The sequence below is a fragment of the Pseudomonas sp. BN415 genome, assembly GCF_029871195.1.
GTDB classification, from domain to species: domain Bacteria; phylum Pseudomonadota; class Gammaproteobacteria; order Pseudomonadales; family Pseudomonadaceae; genus Metapseudomonas; species Metapseudomonas resinovorans.
Map to the genome: position 1 here is coordinate 17,496 of NZ_SSOK01000054.1, position 18,443 is coordinate 35,938.

Here is an 18,443-nt window from a genome sequence, read left to right on the forward strand (position 1 = left end):
GTCACGATTCCTGTGAGATTCCACTGCGCGACATCTGGAGGCACGCGCAGGTCAGCCGCGCTGCATGAGCGGAGCGGCAGTCAGGGGGAACAGGAATCAGGCGCGGGGTGGTCGCCACACCCCGGACGGGGTTCGCTCGGGTAGGAATTCGCTGAGAGTGGACGTTGCGACAGGGGAGGACAGGTCAGCTGCGGGTTTTACACACCGCACCTGGAGGATGCTGGCAGTCTTGCATTCCAGTCCAGGCTTGCAGGGTTTGCCATGGTCGGTAATGCCGCTTCCCATGTCGTGGCAGCAGTCTGGCCCCGTGCCCATCATCTTGGCCTGGGCGGCAGTCTTCATAGGACACGGATCGGACGGCGACTGAACGCCCGCCATCCCGCTGAGGGGAAGCGCGAAGCTGATCAGGAAGACCAAGCACAGCCGCAGGTAGCGTTTCATGTCGGGCAGTTTAGACCGTGCGCTGGGGACCAACAATTACCGCCCTGTAAGGTTGGCGCGAGTTCGCCGAAATTGAGGAATGAACCTGGGCGTTGCACGGGCATAGGTGTCGTAGGCAGCGCCGAACTGCTTGCGCATCTCCCGCTCTTCGGTAACGGCCAAACGCCCGTACATCACCAACAACACCGGGAACATCGCCAGCGTCAGGAGTGTCGGCCACTGAAGCAGAAAGCCCAGGAGAATCAGCACAAAGGCCACGTACTGTGGATGTCTGATCCAGGCATACGGTCCTATAGTTGCCAGGGAGTGTCGGCGTTGCGCGTGATACAGCACATTCCAGGCGGCGGAAAGCAGATAGAAGCCGATGCCCAGGAACAGGTAGCTGGCAATGTGCAAGACACTCAAGTGTGGGTTGCCCTTATCACCGAGCAGCGTCGACCACAGATGGCCAGCGTCGTGGGAAAGCAGATCAAGGTTGGGGAACTTGGACTGCAGCCAACCCGATATCAGATAAATCGTCAGGGGGAAGCCGTACATTTCCACAAACAGGGCGACGATGAACGCCGAGAATGCGCCGAAGCTCCTCCAGTCTCTGGCCGTTGCCGGCTTGAAGAAGCTGAAGGCAAACAGGATGAAGATCGCTGAGTTGATGAAAACCAGCGACCAGACGCCATAGGCGGCTTCACCATGGTTCATGATGGATCTCCTGGCTTACGGATATCAGCCTTACCGGAGGGGGCCGATTGGTTCCGAGCCTGGTGATGGTGTCCACCATGCCCCCGATGCATGAAGACATGCATCAGCGGGCATGCGAGCAACAACAGATACGGCAAGGCCCCGACTACGTGGGCAAGGTGCTCGGTGAGCAGGAAATAAACAGCGATCCCTCCGATCAGCACCAGACCGACTGCGTAGCGTGAACGCCAGAAACTGGGCGGTGAGCCGTGATCGTCGAAGTGAGGGTTCATAACGACTCCTCGGAATAGTGATGAACTACTTCGACGGTGCAGGGGGCATGCGGTCCATCATCATCTGCATCATCGACTCCATCATGTCCATGCGCTTTTCCATCATCTGCTGGCGGGCGGCCATATCCCCGTCCATGCCCTTACCACCTTGCATCCCGCCCATGCCCGACATGCCGCCGTCCATGGACTTCATCATGGCCATGCCGTCCTTCATCAGCTTCATATGCTCAGCCATTAGCGCCTGACGCTCCTCCGGCGTTTTTGCAGCCGCCATCTTTTCGTGCATGGTTTGCATGGCCTTCATGTGCTGGTCCATCGCCGCCATTTGTTCTTTGTCCATTTGCTGAGAAGGCTTCTTCTCGGTGGTCGCTGATTCCGTAGCATCGGCCGGGTGATGTGCCGAGTGTTCATCGGTGTTTTGAGCCATGGCCCCCACAGAGGCAGCAGCCAGACAGAAACCGATCAGTACATTACGGACGTTGGACATCATCTTCTCCTTATCCCTGCTCTAAGCCTGACGGCCTGGTATTGGCGTGGCGACGCAATCAAATGCCCACGCCGATGTGAATGCGCTTATCCAGTCTCTTGCACGGGTAGCCGTGGCCCATCGATGGGCTATTGGGCGCTCGACGGCTTGAAGCTGATTCCGTTTGGCCCGGCGCCGACCTTGTGTGTGTCAACGACCTTGCGGCTATTCGTATCGATCACAGATACGGTGCCTGCTTCGATATTGCTGACAAACACATAAGCTCCATCGGTGCTGATGGCCACGCCATGGGCCCCCTTGCCAGTGGTCACGGTGCCAATGCTACTGCGCGTCAGGGGATCGACGATGGAGACGCTATCGTCCGGGTCTTGGCTACTGCCCTGGTTAGCCACATAGACCTCGCGACCGTCAACGGTGGCCATCATCTGGATCGGTGTGCGGCCTACATCGACCTTGCCGATCACCTTGCGTTCGGTTGTATCGATGAAGCCAAGCTGATTCGCGGCACTGAGCGACACGAACGCGAGGCGGCCATCGGGGGTAGAACCGATTTGGACCGGGTTCTGACCCACTGGAATTTGTGCAGTTTCCTTGAGCGTGGCGACGTCGATCACCGATACGCTGTTGCTCTTCATATTGGCTACATAGAGCGTGTGGTCATTCGGGCTCAAATGTAGCCCATGGGCGTAGCGTCCAGTTGGAATGCCGGGGAGCTCGATCCGCTGTTCGAGGTCGAAGACCCGCACCTGGCTGATGGAGGACGCCCGTTCGTTGGCCGTGTAGACGTTGCCAGTCGGGTTTGCCATGGCCAGCCCCAGATGGGCGACCAGGGATATACCCAAGGCCAGAGAAGTAAACCGCTTAGCGTTCATCATGGTGAATGCGCTCCAACCAGGGGCGGGGTACGTGAGCCAGACGGGCCTATGTCTCTACTCAAGCTAAGCGCCAATCGCGAAGCAGTTTCTTGATCGCCGTCAATGCTCACGACCCGACTCGGTACTGAGTGATCGAAGGCGGTCTATTGCTTGGGGAGTAGTGCTGGCTAGCCGATCCTGCCGAGGATGGGGAACACCTCCAGCAACCACCAGGCGAGATCAGTCAATTGACCGGTGACCATGGCGACCCCCATGAGGATCAGGATGGCGCCCGCGCCGATGTGGATGACTCGACTCCAACGCCGCAGACGTTTGAGGTGGGCCAGAAACTGGTTGGTGAACCAGGCCGTCAGCAGGAATGGGAGCCCCAGGCCGAGCGAGTAAATCGAAAGCAGTGCAACACCACTGGCGCCAGTTCGGCCGGTGGAGGCGCTCAGTGTCAGGATGCTGCCCAGGATTGGACCAATGCAGGGTGTCCAGCCAAAGGCGAACGCCATGCCCAGGACGTAGGCCGCCAGCGGGCCGCCACTGGAATGGAGTTGATGGACAAAGCGCACATCTCTGTTTAGCCAGCGGGGGTTGATCAGTCCGGTGATGAACAGGCCGAAGACAATCACAATGACGCCGCCAATCAGGTTGGTCTCCTGTCGATAGGCGATCAGCAGCCGGCTGATGGCGGTAGCGCTAGCCCCCAGCGCGATGAAAATGGTGGAAAAACCCAGCACGAAGCTCAGGCTCATGCCGATCACCGCCAGCCTTTCCCGGCGGCTTTCCAGCACCTGCAGTTCGTCCACCGAGCGGCCGGCGATGAAGGATATGTACCCGGGGACCAAGGGCAGCACGCAGGGCGACAAGAATGAGATCATGCCCGCCGCAAACGCGCTCAGGATGCCGATGTCGCTAAGGTTCATCACGGACGCTCGGAGTGGAAGCTATTACGCTCTGGACATACTCAATGACCTCCGGGCGGTCCCACTCGGCCTCACCTGCTTTGCGGCTGATTTCCCGCCCCTCGCGGTCCAGCAGCAGGGTGACCGGTAAACCGAAGGCGCTGAGGCTTTGAATGGCCTGCATCTGTTCATCGACGAAAATCTGGAGATGCTGAATACCGATCTCCCGGTAGAAGTCCCGTACCACCAGCACGCCGTCTTGGTCGAGCGAGAGCGCCACGACCTGAAAATCATTGCCGCCGAGTTTTGCCTGGAGGCGATCCAAGGTCGGCATCTCCTGGCGACACGGCGCGCACCACGTCGCCCAAAGGTTGAGCAACACTACCTTTCCTCGGAAATCGGCCAGGCTGCGAGGCTTCCCCTCACCATCAACGAAGCGGACATCCTCAACCGGTCTGGGCTCGGGCCAGATGAGCATGCCAGCGCGTGTACTCGGATCGGATGACTGTTGGGCACCCACGCTAACGGGCTGTCCGGCCGACATCAGGAGCAGGCACTGCAGCAACCATAAGGCCCAGCGACACCCCATACGGTCAAAATACCCTCCGGTCCAGGGTTTAGCGCTTTGAATGGGGCTGGCCATCGCACACCTCTAGCGGCTATCGCTGTGAACCAGCTGACCGGCGCTGGTTGAACGCATTGCATGTTCTCGGACGCGAGCCAGCTAATTTGGCCGGATCGCGGTCATTTTGAGTAGAGGTCGATGGACTGAAAATAGGCTGAAAGGCCCATGGTGTCTAGGTTGTCTGGATTTTAGAGGTAAACGGCGGACAATAAAAAAGCCGGCTTGTGGCCGGCTTTTCATGAGTGGTCAGGGCTTACTTTTGGTAGGCCGCAACCGCTTTAGTGATTTCAGCGCGGGCAGCGTCAGCGTTGCCCCAGCCTTCTACTTTCACCCACTTGCCTTTTTCGAGGTCCTTGTAGTTCTCGAAGAAGTGCTTGATCTGCTCCAGCAGCAGGGCCGGCAGGTCGGTGTATTCCTTCACGTCCTTGTAGAGGACGCTCAGTTTGTCGTGGGGAACGGCGATCAGTTTGGCGTCGCCACCGGCTTCGTCGGTCATGTGCAGCACGCCGACCGGGCGGGCGCGGATCACGGCGCCCGGAGCAACCGGGTAAGGGGTGACGACCAGCACGTCCAGGGGATCGCCGTCGTCAGCCAGGGTGTTCGGGATGTAGCCGTAGTTGGCCGGATAGAACATCGGGGTGGCCATGAAACGGTCGACGAACAGGCAGTCGCTGTCTTTGTCGATTTCGTATTTGATCGGCGCGTGGTTGGCCGGAATCTCGATCGCGACGTAGATGTCGTTCGGCAGGTCTTTACCGGCCGGGATCTTGCTGTAGCTCATGGTCAACTCCCTGGGGGTGGGCCAAAAAAGTGGGCGCGATTATAGGCATATTCCCAGGCCGATGCCACGCCGTTCTGCTTATCCATTGGTCGCGTCGCGATAGTCCGGATGGCCGTCTTGCAACCGTTTCAAGCGGCTCAACGGGTCCTGGCGGTAGAAGGCCTGGAGCTGGCGGTAGACGGCCGGGAAGGCCTGGTCGAGAAGGTCTGGCGCGGTGAAGAAGTACTCGCTGGTGACGGCGAAGAATTCCGCCGGGTCTTCGGCTGCATAGGGGTCGATCGGCGTTTCGGCGTCGGGGTCGCGGTCGAGTTGGGCGTTCAGTGCGTCGTAGGCGGTCTGCATGGCCAGGGACCAGTCGGATTGGCGCATGTCGCGGTGCAGCGGCGGCAGGCCGTTGGGACTGCCATTGAGCATGTCGAGCTTGTGCGCCAGCTCGTGGATTACCAGGTTGTAGCCATCCCAGCCTCCGCTGGCCTGTACGCCGGGCCAGGCGAGGATGACCGGGCCGAACTGCCAGGATTCGCCGCTGCGTTCGTCCTCGTATTCGTGCTCAACGCCGGCTGCGTCACGGTGGCGCTGAGGACTGACGAAGTCGTCGGGGTAGAGCACCAGTTCGTGGAAGCCCTGGTACCAGTTGAGGTCCGGCAGGTGCAGCAGGGGCAGTTGGGCCAGGGCGGCGAGGGTCAGGCGGTCTTCGTGGGAGAGTTGTACGCCGGGCAGGGTGCTGATGTGCTTCTCGTGCAGGAAGAGCACGCTGCGTTCGCGCAGGCGCTGGTCTTCGGCATCGCCCAGGCCGTCGAGGATCGGCAGGCGCTGGCGTACGGTCGTCCACTGCTGCGGGGCGACCGGGTTACGGCTCAGGATGCGCCGACGGCGCCAGCTGCGATAGGACCACATGGTGCGCAGGTCAGCTTGATTGCCTGGCGCTCTTGCCGGCGGAGCGAAAGTGGCCCCGGGCGAAGCCGATCAGCATCGGCAGCAGGGACAGGCCGATGATGAAGACGATCATCAGCGACAGGTTCTGCTTGATGAAGGGCACGTTGCCGAAGAAGAAGCCGAGGGTCACCAGGCCGCCCACCCAGAGGAGGGTGCCCAGCACGCTGAAGGCGAGGAAGCGCGGATAGGGCATGCGGCCCACGCCAGCGACGAAAGGCGCGAAGGTCCGCACGATGGGCAGGAAGCGCGCCAGGGTCACCGTCTTGCCGCCGTGGCGATCATAGAAGTCATGGGTGCGCTGCAGGTAGTCGCGGCGGAAGATCTTCGAGTCCGGGTTGCTGAACAGCCGCTCTCCCGCGGTGCGCCCGATCAGGTAGTTGGTACTGTCGCCGCTGATGGCCGCGATCATCAGCAAGCCGCCGAGCAGCCAGGGGTCCATGCCGCCGGTGGCGCACACGGCGCCTGCGATGAAGAGCAGGGAGTCGCCGGGCAGGAAGGGCGTTACCACCAGACCCGTCTCACAGAAGATGACTAGGAAGAGGATGGCGTAGATCCAGGTTCCGTAGTTGGTGACCAGCAGGTTGAGGTATTGGTCCAGGTGGAGAATGAGGTCGATCGGGTTGAAATCCATGAGACGCCTTGTGAAGGACTGCGGCGGGTTGGGGCAGTGATTGACGCATTATAGGGGGAAGTCCCTTGGCCACGATGAGCTGTTAGCCGAATGGTGAACGGCATAAAGGCTGCAACTGTTTCGATTGTTTTCCCGGATCAGGATGCCTGCCGATGCCTTTGCAGCTTTTGGAACACCCCGCCGTGAGTCTGGCCCAGGGGCACGGTCTGGACCTGCCTAACCAGGCGGCCCGCGCCCGTGCGACCAGGGTGGCTGGACGCCAGGGGCGTCCGCCTCTGTTGCTGGTGGCCCTGCTCTGGGGACGTTCGTGCACCGGCGTGGTGCAGTTGCTCGGTCAATACCTCGACGCTTTGTTCGCCGACTATGCGTGCACCCCCGAGGGGTGGAGCGAGACGCAGGCGGCACGGCAGGTGCTGGCGGCGCTCAACCTCCAGCTCTTTCGTCGGCGCCAGGCCGGTGAGCGTGTCCCGGAATTGAGTGCCGGCCTGCTGCTGGTGCAGGACGGCGAGGCGCATTTTCTGCAGGCAGGGGCCGTCGGCCTGGTGCACTTTCGGGGCGATCTGACTCAGGGCCTGGTCGGGCGGGATAACCCCTTGGGGGATCAGGCGGAGCTGGCGGTGATTCAACACAGTCTGCCGCTGACCCCGAATCAGCCCCTGCTGCTGGCTCCCCAGCCGCTGTTGGAGGTCGCTGATCTGCGCGCCTTGAGGGAAGCCTGCAACAGCTTGCAACCCGGCCACCTGGGTGACCTTCTGGAGCCACTTCTCAGTGCCCCTGGCGCTGCCGCCCTGGTCCTGCCGGGGGAGCCGCACAGTCTGCCGCCCGTGGCGTCGAGCATGCAGTGGCCGCGATTGGAAACTGCGGCGCCCGGGATGGAGTTGGATGGCTGGACCTTGCTCGCACATTGCGACTATGGCCCGCCGGGACGTCTGTTTCGCGCAGAAGAGGACGGTCGCGAGGCATTGCTCTGGTTGGCCGACGAGGATGCCGACGAAGCCTTCTGGCAGCGCGAGTGGGTGCTGCGTCGCAGCCCGGTGGCGACCTTGCCTCAGGTGCTGTCACCGCGTCAGGGGCGTCAGCATGCCTTCCTGCTGTTCGCCCTGCCGCCGGCTGGCGCGCAGAGTCTGGCGCGCAGGCGAGAGGGCCGCACGCCCCTGGATGCGAAATCCACCCTGGCCATTGTGGTGCAACTGATCGAGGCGGTTCGCTCGCTACAGCGTCGCGGCATGCAGGGACTCTGGCTGAATCCCCGGCAAATACTGCTGGATGAACAGGGTCGGTTGCTGCTGTTGCCGGAGTTCGCAGCCATCCTTCCTGGCGTCGCCCGGCAGCCCGTACCGCCGCAGGCCGTGCCTCTGGCACCGGAGCTGCGCCATGGTCGCGCCCTGGACGGTAGCGCAGACCAGTTCGCCCTGGCGGCGCTGGCCTATTGGCTGCTCAGTGGACAATGGCCAGAGGCGACGCGGCCCGAAGGGGGGCAGGCCAGCCGCTATGTGCCCCTGGCGGGCCGCGTGCGAGGGATTCCCGCCGGTTGGGATGGCGTGCTGGCCAAGGCTCTGGCACCGCAGCCACGGGCCCGCTTCGAGGCGTTGTCGGAGTTCCAGTTGGCCCTGGAACGTCTGCTGGATCAGTCGCTCAGGCACAAACCAGCGCCCCGGTTCAACCGTACGCGGCGTGTGGCGCTGGCAGTGCTGGTCGGGCTCCCGGTATTGCTGGGGCTCTGGATGGGGCTGGGCTAGCGGGGAAGAGCCCGGCTCGTTGGCCGGGCTCGTACGGCGGTTCAGTCGCTGTTGATCGGCAGGATGTAGTTCTTGAACTCGGCGTCTTCGTGGAAACCGATGGACTCGTACACCTTGTGCGCCACCTCGTTGCTCACGCTGGTGGACACGCGCATGCGCACGGCGTTGGTTTCCCGCGCCATCTTCTTCGCGGTCTGCAGCAGGCGGTCGGCCACCAGTTGGCGGCGGGCGTCTTCGGCGACGTAGATGTCGTTGAGGATCCACACGCGCTTCAGGGACAGCGAGGAAAAGCTCGGGTAGAGCTGGCAAAAGCCCAGCAGGCGAGTGTCATCGTCATCCGGAAAGGCCAGATAGATCACCGATTCCTTGCGGCTCAGGCGCTTCTCCAGGAACTTTCTCGAGGACTCCGGGAACGGCAGCTCACCATAGAACTCACGGTACTTCACGAACAGCGGACAAAGCAGGTCCAGGTGCTCCAGGGTGGCTTGGACGATGCGCATGATGGGCCTCGGTATCTGTGGATGGACGTGATTGGCGATGCAGATGCTGTGCCAGCCAAGGATGTCGATGCTGCACCAGAATTTGTGGAAAGCGCAATCCAAGCAAGCGTTTGACTGGTAGATCCGCACCCCTGGGGAGGCGCGGGCTCAGTGGTGGTCTGTGGCCAGCAGGAAGTTGCCGGCCAGGGCGCGGTCCGGCTCGCCGGAAAGGCTGGGTACTTCGGCCTCGTCCTTCAGGTTCACCCCGGACAGTTGGCGGCGGCAGGCCTCGCGCATCAGGTAGAGCAGGCGGTGGGTGGCCATGCCGTAGCTGAGGCCCTCCAGGCGCACGTTGGAGATGCAGTTGCGGTAGGCATCGGTCAGGCCGACCCGTGGCGCCCAGGTGAAGTACAGGCCGAGGCTGTCCGGTGAGCTGAGACCGGGGCGCTCGCCAATGAGGATCACCACCATCTTCGCCCCCAGCAGTTCGCCCACTTCATCGGCCACTGCCACGCGGCCCTGTTGCACGAGTACGACGGGCGAGAGCGACCAGCCTTCGGCCGAGGCCTGCTCCTCCATGCGTTCGAGGAAGGGCAGGCTATGGCGTTGTACCGCCAGGGCGGAGAGGCCGTCCGCCACCACCACCGCGAGGTCATAGCCTCCGGGATTGGCCTGGGCGTGCTGCAGCAATTTTTCCCGCGAGGCGGCATCCAGGCGCCGGCCAAGGTCCGGGCGCTGCAGGTAGGTGTCGCGGTCCGCCGCGGCGCTGTGCAGCAGGAGCGTTTCGCGGCCGCGTTCGGCAAGCGAGGCGGCAAGTCCTGCATGGTCGAACGGCAGGTGCACGGCGTCCCGCGCCTGGGCGTGGGCGTACTGGAAGTTCAGCTGGGCATTGGTGGGCAGGCTGATACCGGCGCGTCCCAGGGCGATGCGCGCCGGGGTCAGGCGGCGCAGTTCTTCCCAGGGGTTGGCGGTGTGGCCGGAGGTGGGGCGTGGAGTCTTCATCCGTCTCTCCTCGGGTTCAGGCCAGTCGTGCGATGGCCTGGCGGAAGGCCGGCGGAAGCTGGTCGCCGAGCACGACCCGGCCGTCGTTCTGCACCAGGATGCCCATGCGCTCCAGCCAGAGCTCGAACTCGGGCGCCGGCTTCAGGCCCAGGCTCTGGCGGGCGTAAAGGGCATCGTGGAAGGAGGTGGTCTGGTAGTTGAGCATCACGTCGTCGGAGCCGGGGATGCCCATGATGAAGTTGATACCGGCGACGCCAAGCAGGGTTAGCAGGGTGTCCATGTCGTCCTGGTCGGCTTCGGCGTGGTTGGTGTAGCAGATGTCGCAGCCCATGGGCACGCCCAGCAGCTTGGCGCAGAAGTGGTCTTCCAGGCCGGCGCGGATGATCTGCTTGCCGTTGTAGAGGTACTCCGGGCCAATGAAGCCGACCACCGTGTTCACCAGGAAAGGGTTGAAGTGCCGGGCCACGGCGTAGGCGCGGGTTTCGCACGTCTGCTGGTCGACACCGTGGTGGGCGTTGGCCGACAGCGCGCTGCCCTGGCCGGTCTCGAAGTACATGAGGTTGTTTCCCAGGGTACCGCGCTTCTGCGACAAGCCGGCCTCGTAGCCTTCCTGAAGGATTTTCAGGCTGATGCCGAAACTGGCATTGGCCGCTTCGGTGCCGGCGATGGACTGGAACACCAGGTCCAGCGGCACGCCGCGTTCGATGGCGGCGATGGAGGTGGTGACGTGGGTCAGCACGCAGGCCTGGGTGGGAATCTCGTAGCGCTGGATGATGGCGTCGAGCATTTCCAGCATGGCGCAGATCGAAGAAATGCTGTCGGTGGCCGGGTTGATACCGAGCATGGCATCCCCGTTACCGTAGAGCAGGCCGTCGAGGATGCTGGCGGCGATGCCGGCGGGTTCGTCCGTGGGGTGGTTGGGCTGCAGGCGGGTGGAGAGCCGGCCGCGCAGGCCCATGGTGTTGCGGAAACGGGTGATGACGCGGATTTTCTGCGCCACCAGCACCAGGTCCTGCACGCGCATGATCTTCGATACGGCAGCGGCCATTTCCGGCGTCAGGCCCTTGGCCAGGGCGCGCAGGCTGGCTTCGTCGGCGTGTTCGCTGAGCAGCCAGTCACGGAAGCCGCCCACGGTCAGGTGGCTGACCGGGTCGAAGGCCGCACGGTCGTGGCTGTCGATGATCAGGCGGGTGACTTCGTCTTCTTCGTAGGGAATCAGCGCCTCGTCGAGGAAATGCTTGAGGGGGATATCCGCCAGGGCCATCTGCGCGGCGACACGTTCGCCATCGCTGGTGGCGGCAACCCCGGCCAGGTAGTCGCCGGAGCGCGCCGGGCTGGCCTTGGCCATCACCTCCTTGAGGCTGTCGAAACGCCAGGTCTCGCCGCCGACGCTGTGGGAAAAGCTGGCCATCTGTGCCTCCGTCCTTCTGGTGAACGTGGATCGGCGATCAGGTTAGCCCGGATGAAGTCCGGGGAGTTCAACGCTCCCGGATTTCATCCGGGCTACGAACACCCCACCGCTTGGCAGTGGGGTGGGGAGGCCTCAGGCGCCGTTCAGCAGGGCATCGGCCGGTGCGCTGGCGCGATGATGCGCGGTGAGCTGGAAGTAGATGTACCCGACAATCATGAAGGCAAGAAAGATGCCGCCGATCAGCGTATTGAACCAGGCCATCGCCAACAGGCAAACCACCGCCAGCACCAGGGCGATCGCCGGCACCACCGGGTAGCCCGGGGCGCGGAAGGTGCGTTCCAGGTGCGGCTCGGTTCTGCGCAGTTTGAACAGGCTGAGCATGCTGATGATGTACATGACGATGGCACCGAACACGCTCATGGTGATCATCGCTGCGGTCAGGGTCATGCCCTGCAGGTTCACCAGGCCGTCGCTGTAGATGGCGGCGATGCCGATCACGCCGCCGGCGAGGATGGCGCGATGAGGCGTCTGGAAGCGCGACAGCTTGGCCAGGCCACGCGGCAGGTAGCCGGCACGGGCCAGCGCGAAGAACTGCCGCGAGTAGCCAAGGATGATGCCGTGGAAGCTGGCCACCAGGCCGAACAGGCCGATCCACACCAGCATGTGCATCCAGGTGGAGTCATTGCCTACCACCGCCTTCATGGCCTGCGGCAGCGGATCGTTGATGTTCGACAGCTCGCGCCAGTCACCTACGCCGCCGGCCATGATCATCACGCCGATGGCGAGGAACACCAGGGTCAGGATGCCGGCGATATAGGCGCGCGGGATGGTGCGTTTCGGGTCCTTGGCTTCCTCCGCCGCCATGGCTGCGCCCTCGATGGCGAGGAAGAACCAGATGGCGAAGGGAATGGCCGCGAAGATGCCGGAGATGGCATGGCTGCCGAACTCATTGGTGCCCGCCCAACCGTTGACCACGAAGTTGCTGAAGCTGAAGCCCGGTGCGACGACGCCCATGAACACCAACAGCTCGGCCACGGCCAGTACGGTGACCACCAGTTCGAACGTGGCGGCGATGCTGACGCCGAGGATGTTCAGGGTCATGAAGATGAGGTACGCCCCAACGGCTGCGTGCTTGGGGTCGAGCCCGGGGTACTGCACGTTGAGGTAGGCGCCGATGGCCATGGCGATGGCCGGCGGGGCGAAGACGAACTCGATCAGCGTGGCGATGCCCGCGATCAGCCCACCCTTCTCACCGAACGCGCGGCGGCTGTAGGCAAAGGGACCTCCGGCGTGGGGAATGGCGGTGGTCAGTTCGGTGAAGCTGAAAATGAAGCAGGTGTACATGGTGGCCACCAGCAGCGCGGTGATCAGGAACCCGAGGGTGCCTGCCGCGCCCCAGCCGTAGCTCCAGCCGAAGTATTCGCCGGAGATCACCAGGCCGACGGCGATGCCCCAGAGGTGCAAGGTGCCGAGCGTTGGTTTTAGTTGTGTTGTGCTCATTGGGACTCCTCGCCCCAGGGGGCGGTGTTGGTGGATGACCTGACGCGATCTTATCCAGCGACCCTGCCCAGGACTTGACCGTGGAAGGCCGTGTACCGCCTGTGCGGTCAAGTCGTGCAGCACTGTTACCCATCGCCCCAGAAACTGTGCCCCGACACGGGGCGATCAGCTGCCAGATGCCCGGAAATGGCTCGCGAAGGCCGCCTGGGAGGGCCTGCATTGGGGTAATGGCAAGGGCATGGGTTTTGCTTGTTTGTCCGTTCAAAAAAGAATCGGTGGACCGTGATGAATCCATCCCTGTTTTCCAGTGCCAGCCTGCAGGCACCCGCCGCGAGCAACGTCGGTGTGCTTTCGGCTGCCGCCAGCGGTCTCGACCGCTTCATCACCGGGCAGGGCGGTGATCTGGACCGTATCTTCGGCCGTGCCGGCATCGACCCTGAACAACTGTTGCACCCGACCCTCAGCCTGGCACTGACCAATTACTGCCAGGTGCTGGAAGTGGCTGCGCGACAGTCCGGCTGCGACAACTTCGGGCTGCGTTATGGCCAGCAGTTCCAGCCCCGCGACCTGGGTTTGCTGGGCTATGTCGGGCTGTTCTCGAACACCCTGGAAGAGGCGCTGAAGAACTTTGCCGCTGCCTTCCCCTATCACCAGCACAGCACCCTGATCCGCCTGGTGGATTGCGGCGAGTGCTATCGCTTCGATTACCAGGTGCGCCATGGCGCGATTCTCGATCGCCGCCAGGATGCCGAGCTGACCATGGGCATGGCGCTCAACCTGGTCCGCCATGCACTGGGCCGCGACTGGGCGCCGCGCGCCGTGGCCTTCGAGCATGCCCGGCCGGAGGGCTGGCAGGAACACCGCCAGGCTTTCGGTGCGCCGGTGCAGTTCGGCCGGCCCTGCAACTTCCTACTGGTGCCCAAGGGTGATGTGCAGGGCAAGCTCATGCCCGAGCGCGATCCCAACCTGCTGTTCCTGTTCCAGGATGTGATCCGCAGGCTGGGTGAGCAGGGCGTGGGGCCGAACCTGCTGGAGGAGGCGGGTACCCAGATTCGCCTGGCACTGGCGCTGGGAGAGCCCAGCCTGGAGCAGATTGCCGAGCGCCTCGAACTGACTCCGGCGGGCTTGCAGCGGCGCCTGCGCGAAGAGGGGCTGAGCTTCAGTCAACTGGTGGAGCAGACTCGCCGCGAGCTGGCGCTGCATTACTTGCGTCAACGCCAGCGGCCGATCTCCGAGCTGGCGCCTTTGCTCGGTTACTCCGAAACCAGCGCCTTCTCCCGTGCCTTCCGCCGCTGGTTCGGTGTGAGCCCAAGACAGTGGCGCGGGGATGAGCGCTGAGGGTTGGGGAAGCCCACCCTATGCGAACTACCGGGATGGGAAAGAAAAAACGCGGCCGAGGCCGCGTTTTTTCATGGGGTGCCGGAGATCAGAAGAAGCCCAGCGGGTTGATGTCGTAGCTCACCAGCAGGTTCTTGGTCTGCTGGTAGTGGTCGAGCATCATCTTGTGGGTTTCACGGCCGACGCCGGACTTCTTGTAGCCACCGAACGCGGCGTGGGCCGGGTACAGGTGGTAGCAGTTGGTCCATACACGGCCGGCCTTGATGCCGCGGCCCATGCGGTAAGCACGATTGATGTCACGGGTCCAGAGACCGGCGCCCAGGCCGAACTCGGTGTCGTTGGCAATCGCCAGGGCTTCGGCTTCGTCCTTGAAGGTGGTGACGCCTACCACTGGGCCGAAGATTTCCTCCTGGAACACACGCATCTTGTTGTTGCCTTTCAGCAACGTCGGCTGGATGTAGTAGCCAGTGGACAGGTTGCCTTCCAGCTTCTCCACGGAGCCGCCGGTGAGTACTTCCGCGCCCTCCTGCTGGGCGATGTCGAGGTAGGAAAGGATTTTCTCGAACTGTTGCTGGGACGCTTGGGCGCCAACCATGGTGTCGGTGTCCAGCGGGTCTCCACGCTTGATGGCGTTGACCTTCTTCATCACCTCGGCCATGAACGCCGGGTAGATGGATTCCTGCACCAGCGCGCGCGACGGGCAGGTGCACACCTCGCCCTGGTTGAAGAAGGCCAGCACCAGGCCTTCGGCCGCCTTCTCGATGAAGGCCGGTTCGGCCTGCATGATGTCTTCGAAGTAGATGTTGGGGCTCTTGCCGCCCAGCTCCACGGTGGACGGGATGATGTTCTCCGCCGCGCATTTGAGGATGTGCGAACCCACCGGGGTGGAACCGGTGAAGGCGATCTTGGCGATGCGTTTGCTGGTGGCCAGGGCTTCGCCTGCTTCCTTGCCGAAGCCTTGCACCACGTTGAGCACGCCGGGCGGCAGCAGGTCACCGATGAGTTCCATCAGCACGGAAATGCCCAGTGGCGTCTGCTCGGCGGGCTTGAGCACCACACAGTTGCCAGCGGCCAGCGCCGGGGCCAGCTTCCAGGCGGCCATCAGCAGCGGGAAGTTCCAGGGGATGATCTGGCCGACCACGCCCAGCGGTTCGTGGATGTGGTAGGCGACGGTGTTCTCGTTGATCTCGGCGGCGCCGCCTTCCTGGGCGCGGATGCAGCCGGCGAAGTAGCGGAAGTGGTCGACCGCCAGCGGGATGTCGGCGTTCAGGGTTTCACGGACCGGTTTGCCGTTGTCCCAGGTCTCGGTCACGGCCAGGACTTCCAGGTTCTGCTCGATGCGGTCGGCGATCTTCAGCAGGACGTTCGAGCGGTCCTGCACGGAGGTGCGACCCCAGGCATCGGCGGCAGCGTGGGCGGCGTCCAGGGCTTTTTCGATGTCTTCGGCAGTGGAACGAGGGAATTCGGCGATCGGCTGGCCATTCACCGGCGAGGTATTGGTGAAGTACTGGCCTTTGACCGGGGCGACGAACTCGCCACCGATGAAGTTGCCGTAGCGGGACTTGAAGGAAACGACAGCGCCGGGAGTACCGGGTTGGGCGTAACGCATGGTGTTTCTCCTGTCTCTTGTTGTAGTGGCTAAGACGCGGTTGGCGTTTGTCTCTACTGGAGCAAGGGCTGGGCCAGAGTGCTGGAAATGCCGTTCCAGAGCGGTTTGTGTGTAGGTCGGTACATGCGCAAGGGAGCGGATGTGGCAGGCCCGGTACAATTGAGAGTGACACTTTGTCACGCATCTGGCACAGCAGGTGACCAGCGGGTCAGAGGGCCATTGCAATGGCTTCTACGCTGGAGGATGCTGCGTCGACGCGGGTGCCGTTACACGGCCAGGGCTGCCTCCCGGGAAGCCCGCACTGGAGAAAAACAACAATGCACAACCCTCTCAGTCGTCACGCCCAGCAGGTGATGACCCTGGCACAGGGGAAAGCGCAGGCCAGCGGGCCGGCCGCCGACCCTTCGATCGCTCGCTCCTGGCTGCGTTGCCTGGAGGACTATCACCTCGATCCGGCGCAGCCAGTCGCGCCTACGGTGCTCGAGCACGGGCGCATGCTGGAGTGCCGCGAGCGCATGCAGCAGGTGCTGGAGGTGGCCAATGGCGAGATGAACAACCTCTACCGGCAGCTCTCCGGTGCCGGCCATGCGGTGCTGCTCACCGATGCCCGGGGGGTGATCCTCAACTGCGTCACCGCTCATGCCGAACGGCCCAGCTTCGAGCGCGCCGGACTCTGGCTCGGCGCCGACTGGAGTGAAGCCAGCGAAGGCACCAACGGCATCGGCACCTGCGTGGTGGAACGCCAGGCGCTGACCATCCATCAGGACGAGCATTTCCGCAGCCGCCATACCGGTCTTACCTGTTCCGCCAGCCCCGTGTTCGACCCCCAGGGCGACTTGATGGCGGTGCTCGATGTGTCATCCGCGCGACACGATGTCTCGCGCCAGAGCCAGTTCCACACCATGGCCCTGGTCAACCTCTCGGCGAAGATGATCGAGAGCTGCTACTTCCTGCGCCGCTTCGAAGGCGAATGGTTGCTGCGCTTCCATTTGCAGGCCGAGTACATCGGCCTGTTCAGCGAAGGCCTGCTGGCCTTTGACGGGGAAGGGCGCATCAGTGCGGTGAACCAGAGCGCGATCAACCTGCTGGGCTCCCCGCGCGAGCGCCTGATCGGCCAGCCGGTGGAAGCCTTTTTCGATTGCCGCCTCGACGACTTGCTCGGCCGCGCCACACCGCAGCCGGCCACCAGTTGGCCGCTGCGTACACGCAATGGCCGCGCCCTGTTTGCCGCCTTGCGCGGCCAGCCGCGCAGTGTTCCGCAACCCGTTCCGCTGGAGCTGCCGAAACCGGCGCGGCCGGGCATTTGCCTGGGCGATGCGGCGTTGCAGAACGACTTCCGCCGTGCATTGCGTGTTTACGAGCGCGATGTGCCGCTGCTGATCAATGGCGAAACCGGCTCCGGTAAGGAAGCCTTCGCCCGAGCCCTGCACCAGGCCAGTTCCCGTGCCGAACGCCCCTTCGTGGCGCTGAACTGCGCGGCCATTCCGGAAACCCTGATCGAGAGCGAACTGTTCGGCTATCGCGGCGGCAGCTTCACCGGCGCGCGCAAGGAAGGCATGCGCGGCAAGCTGCAGCAGGCCGATGGCGGCACCCTGTTCCTCGACGAGATCGGCGACATGCCGCTGGCCCTGCAGACCCGTCTGCTGCGGGTGCTGGAAGAGCGCCTGGTGGTGCCCATCGGCGGCGAGCCTCAGGCCGTAGACGTGCGCATCATCAGCGCCACTCACCGCGAATTGGAGGCACGGGTGCAGAGTGGCAGTTTCCGCGAGGACCTGTTCTATCGCCTCAACGGCCTGGTTCTCGACCTGCCGCCCTTGCGTGAACGCAGCGACAAGCCGGAGCTGCTGCATTACCTGCTGGCGGAAGAGGCGCGCGGCATTCGCGTCGTGCTCACTGAGGACGCACGTCAGACCTTGCTCGACTACCACTGGCCGGGCAACGTGCGGCAGATGCGCAACGTACTGCGCACCCTGGCAGCGCTCTGCGAGGACGGCATCATTCGCCAGGACGACTTGCCCCGAGACGTGCTGCGCGGAGTGCCCGCCTCCACATTGCCCGAACCCATCGCCAGCCCCCTGGACGACGCGGAGCGCACGGCACTGCTCAACGCGCTGGACAGCCAACGCTGGCACATGACCCGCACCGCCGAGCTGCTGGGCATCAGCCGCAATACCCTGTATCGCAAGCTGCGCAAGCACGCCATCGCGACGCGGGGCTAGGGCGGGGGAGAGGCTACGTCTTCCGTTAATGGGCGAATTCATTCGCCAGGCGATGCGCGGCATTCCGCATATGCCTTTGTTGGTTGGCCCGGACAGTGCAACTGCGACCATGAAGAAGCCTTGTTTTCGGGGCGCAACTGGGCTTTCCAGTAGGCGATTCGAAGCATGTGTCACGCCTCTGTCGGAAGTCCCCTTCCAGTGTTTGCCGGTTTGCCGGTGATATTTCAGATTGGTCTGATAGCCGCGCCAAGTAGGTGAACGGCAGTCTCCTGCGTTCGTCGTTTACGCAAGGAAGCCGTCCGCATGCTCGCCGAACTCCCCCCTTTCTTCGATCACAGCCGCCACAAGCTCCAGGTCGACGGGCTTGACGCCGCACTCGACGTGCTGGCCTTCCACGGCAAGGAGGCCTTGAGCCGGACCTTCGCCTACCACATCGAGTTCACCTCCGTCGAGCGCGATCTGCCCGCCGACCGGCTGCTCGGCCAGGCCGCGCACTTCAGCCTCCATCCGCC

The 18,443-nt window shown here is 63.4% G+C and carries 19 protein-coding genes; 4 read left to right on the top strand and 15 right to left on the bottom strand.

Annotated elements, in window-relative coordinates; genetic code table 11:
• Nucleotides 1-96: 96 nt before the first annotated feature.
• From E8F20_RS14735 to E8F20_RS14780, 10 genes are all read right to left on the bottom strand, one after another.
• Nucleotides 97-441, bottom strand: coding sequence for a hypothetical protein (locus E8F20_RS14735; RefSeq protein WP_280284370.1), 345 nt, complete (start codon nucleotides 439-441; stop codon nucleotides 97-99).
• Between the two features lie 36 nt (nucleotides 442-477).
• Complete coding sequence (locus E8F20_RS14740) at nucleotides 478-1,137, bottom strand: isoprenylcysteine carboxylmethyltransferase family protein (RefSeq protein ID WP_280284371.1); 660 nt, start codon at nucleotides 1,135-1,137, stop codon at nucleotides 478-480.
• The gene (locus E8F20_RS14745; protein WP_280284372.1) at nucleotides 1,134-1,409 is read right to left on the bottom strand and encodes a DUF2933 domain-containing protein; all 276 of its coding nucleotides are present in this window, start codon (nucleotides 1,407-1,409) and stop codon (nucleotides 1,134-1,136) included. The genes E8F20_RS14740 and E8F20_RS14745 overlap by 4 nt, the downstream gene beginning before the upstream one ends.
• 25 nt (nucleotides 1,410-1,434) lie before the next feature.
• Nucleotides 1,435-1,896 (bottom strand): hypothetical protein, encoded by a 462-nt coding sequence (locus tag E8F20_RS14750; RefSeq protein ID WP_280284373.1) that lies wholly within the window; start codon nucleotides 1,894-1,896, stop codon nucleotides 1,435-1,437.
• Between the two features lie 128 nt (nucleotides 1,897-2,024).
• Nucleotides 2,025-2,771, bottom strand: coding sequence for a cytochrome D1 domain-containing protein (locus E8F20_RS14755; RefSeq protein ID WP_280284374.1), 747 nt, complete (start codon nucleotides 2,769-2,771; stop codon nucleotides 2,025-2,027).
• 167 nt (nucleotides 2,772-2,938) lie between these two features.
• The gene (locus E8F20_RS14760) at nucleotides 2,939-3,682 is read right to left on the bottom strand and encodes a cytochrome c biogenesis protein CcdA (RefSeq protein ID WP_280284375.1); all 744 of its coding nucleotides are present in this window, start codon (nucleotides 3,680-3,682) and stop codon (nucleotides 2,939-2,941) included.
• Nucleotides 3,672-4,304 (bottom strand): TlpA disulfide reductase family protein, encoded by a 633-nt coding sequence (locus E8F20_RS14765; protein WP_348529631.1) that lies wholly within the window; start codon nucleotides 4,302-4,304, stop codon nucleotides 3,672-3,674. Before E8F20_RS14765 ends, E8F20_RS14760 begins: the two co-directional genes overlap by 11 nt.
• 235 nt (nucleotides 4,305-4,539) lie before the next feature.
• Nucleotides 4,540-5,067 (bottom strand): inorganic diphosphatase, encoded by a 528-nt coding sequence (gene ppa / locus E8F20_RS14770; RefSeq protein WP_137820946.1) that lies wholly within the window; start codon nucleotides 5,065-5,067, stop codon nucleotides 4,540-4,542.
• A 78-nt stretch (nucleotides 5,068-5,145) separates the two neighbouring features.
• Nucleotides 5,146-5,964 carry a zinc-dependent peptidase gene (locus E8F20_RS14775; protein WP_280284377.1) on the bottom strand — a complete coding sequence of 273 codons (819 nt, stop codon included), beginning with the start codon at nucleotides 5,962-5,964 and terminating at the stop codon, nucleotides 5,146-5,148.
• Nucleotides 5,965-5,974: 10 nt separating this feature from the next.
• Nucleotides 5,975-6,634 carry a DedA family protein gene (locus tag E8F20_RS14780; protein WP_280284378.1) on the bottom strand — a complete coding sequence of 220 codons (660 nt, stop codon included), beginning with the start codon at nucleotides 6,632-6,634 and terminating at the stop codon, nucleotides 5,975-5,977.
• A 152-nt stretch (nucleotides 6,635-6,786) separates the two neighbouring features.
• Between E8F20_RS14780 and E8F20_RS14785 the strand changes: the two genes are divergently transcribed.
• Nucleotides 6,787-8,373 (top strand): protein kinase, encoded by a 1,587-nt coding sequence (locus E8F20_RS14785; RefSeq protein WP_280284379.1) that lies wholly within the window; start codon nucleotides 6,787-6,789, stop codon nucleotides 8,371-8,373.
• Nucleotides 8,374-8,414: 41 nt separating this feature from the next.
• Here E8F20_RS14785 and E8F20_RS14790 read toward each other — a convergent pair whose 3' ends face one another.
• The 4 genes from E8F20_RS14790 to eat form a co-directional block, all read right to left on the bottom strand.
• Complete coding sequence (locus E8F20_RS14790; RefSeq protein ID WP_280284380.1) at nucleotides 8,415-8,873, bottom strand: GNAT family N-acetyltransferase; 459 nt, start codon at nucleotides 8,871-8,873, stop codon at nucleotides 8,415-8,417.
• 147 nt (nucleotides 8,874-9,020) lie between these two features.
• A complete protein-coding gene (gene eutC, locus E8F20_RS14795) occupies nucleotides 9,021-9,854 on the bottom strand; it encodes an ethanolamine ammonia-lyase subunit EutC (RefSeq protein ID WP_280284381.1) in 834 nt (277 codons plus the stop codon).
• A 16-nt stretch (nucleotides 9,855-9,870) separates the two neighbouring features.
• Entirely contained in the window at nucleotides 9,871-11,265 is a 1,395-nt protein-coding gene (locus tag E8F20_RS14800; protein WP_280284382.1) for an ethanolamine ammonia-lyase subunit EutB, read from the bottom strand.
• Nucleotides 11,266-11,397: 132 nt separating this feature from the next.
• A complete protein-coding gene (eat, locus tag E8F20_RS14805; RefSeq protein WP_280284383.1) occupies nucleotides 11,398-12,765 on the bottom strand; it encodes an ethanolamine permease in 1,368 nt (455 codons plus the stop codon).
• Between the two features lie 285 nt (nucleotides 12,766-13,050).
• Between eat and E8F20_RS14810 the strand changes: the two genes are divergently transcribed.
• On the top strand, nucleotides 13,051-14,103 hold the full coding sequence (locus tag E8F20_RS14810) for an AraC family transcriptional regulator (protein ID WP_280284384.1): 1,053 nt from the start codon (nucleotides 13,051-13,053) through the stop codon (nucleotides 14,101-14,103).
• 88 nt (nucleotides 14,104-14,191) lie between these two features.
• On the opposite strand, the gene E8F20_RS14815 is transcribed toward E8F20_RS14810, so the two are convergent.
• Nucleotides 14,192-15,712 carry an aldehyde dehydrogenase family protein gene (locus E8F20_RS14815; protein WP_280284385.1) on the bottom strand — a complete coding sequence of 507 codons (1,521 nt, stop codon included), beginning with the start codon at nucleotides 15,710-15,712 and terminating at the stop codon, nucleotides 14,192-14,194.
• A gap of 317 nt (nucleotides 15,713-16,029) precedes the next feature.
• Here E8F20_RS14815 and E8F20_RS14820 point away from each other — a divergent pair, with 317 nt between their 5' ends.
• Both E8F20_RS14820 and E8F20_RS14825 read left to right on the top strand, forming a co-directional pair.
• Nucleotides 16,030-17,931, top strand: a complete 1,902-nt coding sequence (locus E8F20_RS14820; protein WP_280284386.1) for a sigma-54-dependent Fis family transcriptional regulator — start codon at nucleotides 16,030-16,032, stop codon at nucleotides 17,929-17,931.
• Between the two features lie 303 nt (nucleotides 17,932-18,234).
• A partial coding sequence (locus tag E8F20_RS14825) for a hypothetical protein (RefSeq protein WP_280284387.1) occupies nucleotides 18,235-18,443 on the top strand: 209 nt, incomplete at its 3' end.

What these genes read in the sequence shown, in the direction of transcription:
- E8F20_RS14750 (WP_280284373.1), bottom strand. Translation starts at nt 1,896, where the DNA reads ATGTCCAACGTCCGTAATGTACTGATCGGTTTCTGTCTGGCTGCTGCC.
- E8F20_RS14735 (WP_280284370.1), bottom strand. Translation starts at nt 441, where the DNA reads ATGAAACGCTACCTGCGGCTGTGCTTGGTCTTCCTGATCAGCTTCGCG.
- E8F20_RS14820 (WP_280284386.1), top strand. Translation starts at nt 16,030, where the DNA reads ATGCACAACCCTCTCAGTCGTCACGCCCAGCAGGTGATGACCCTGGCA.
- E8F20_RS14745 (WP_280284372.1), bottom strand. Translation starts at nt 1,409, where the DNA reads ATGAACCCTCACTTCGACGATCACGGCTCACCGCCCAGTTTCTGGCGT.
- E8F20_RS14800 (WP_280284382.1), bottom strand. Translation starts at nt 11,265, where the DNA reads ATGGCCAGCTTTTCCCACAGCGTCGGCGGCGAGACCTGGCGTTTCGAC.
- E8F20_RS14765 (WP_348529631.1), bottom strand. Translation starts at nt 4,304, where the DNA reads ATGGCCAGCCCCATTCAAAGCGCTAAACCCTGGACCGGAGGGTATTTT.
- E8F20_RS14815 (WP_280284385.1), bottom strand. Translation starts at nt 15,712, where the DNA reads ATGCGTTACGCCCAACCCGGTACTCCCGGCGCTGTCGTTTCCTTCAAG.
- ppa (WP_137820946.1), bottom strand. Translation starts at nt 5,067, where the DNA reads ATGAGCTACAGCAAGATCCCGGCCGGTAAAGACCTGCCGAACGACATC.
- E8F20_RS14755 (WP_280284374.1), bottom strand. Translation starts at nt 2,771, where the DNA reads ATGATGAACGCTAAGCGGTTTACTTCTCTGGCCTTGGGTATATCCCTG.
- E8F20_RS14780 (WP_280284378.1), bottom strand. Translation starts at nt 6,634, where the DNA reads ATGGATTTCAACCCGATCGACCTCATTCTCCACCTGGACCAATACCTC.
- eutC (WP_280284381.1), bottom strand. Translation starts at nt 9,854, where the DNA reads ATGAAGACTCCACGCCCCACCTCCGGCCACACCGCCAACCCCTGGGAA.
- E8F20_RS14740 (WP_280284371.1), bottom strand. Translation starts at nt 1,137, where the DNA reads ATGAACCATGGTGAAGCCGCCTATGGCGTCTGGTCGCTGGTTTTCATC.
- E8F20_RS14760 (WP_280284375.1), bottom strand. Translation starts at nt 3,682, where the DNA reads ATGAACCTTAGCGACATCGGCATCCTGAGCGCGTTTGCGGCGGGCATG.
- E8F20_RS14785 (WP_280284379.1), top strand. Translation starts at nt 6,787, where the DNA reads ATGCCTTTGCAGCTTTTGGAACACCCCGCCGTGAGTCTGGCCCAGGGG.
- E8F20_RS14790 (WP_280284380.1), bottom strand. Translation starts at nt 8,873, where the DNA reads ATGCGCATCGTCCAAGCCACCCTGGAGCACCTGGACCTGCTTTGTCCG.
- E8F20_RS14775 (WP_280284377.1), bottom strand. Translation starts at nt 5,964, where the DNA reads ATGTGGTCCTATCGCAGCTGGCGCCGTCGGCGCATCCTGAGCCGTAAC.
- eat (WP_280284383.1), bottom strand. Translation starts at nt 12,765, where the DNA reads ATGAGCACAACACAACTAAAACCAACGCTCGGCACCTTGCACCTCTGG.
- E8F20_RS14810 (WP_280284384.1), top strand. Translation starts at nt 13,051, where the DNA reads ATGAATCCATCCCTGTTTTCCAGTGCCAGCCTGCAGGCACCCGCCGCG.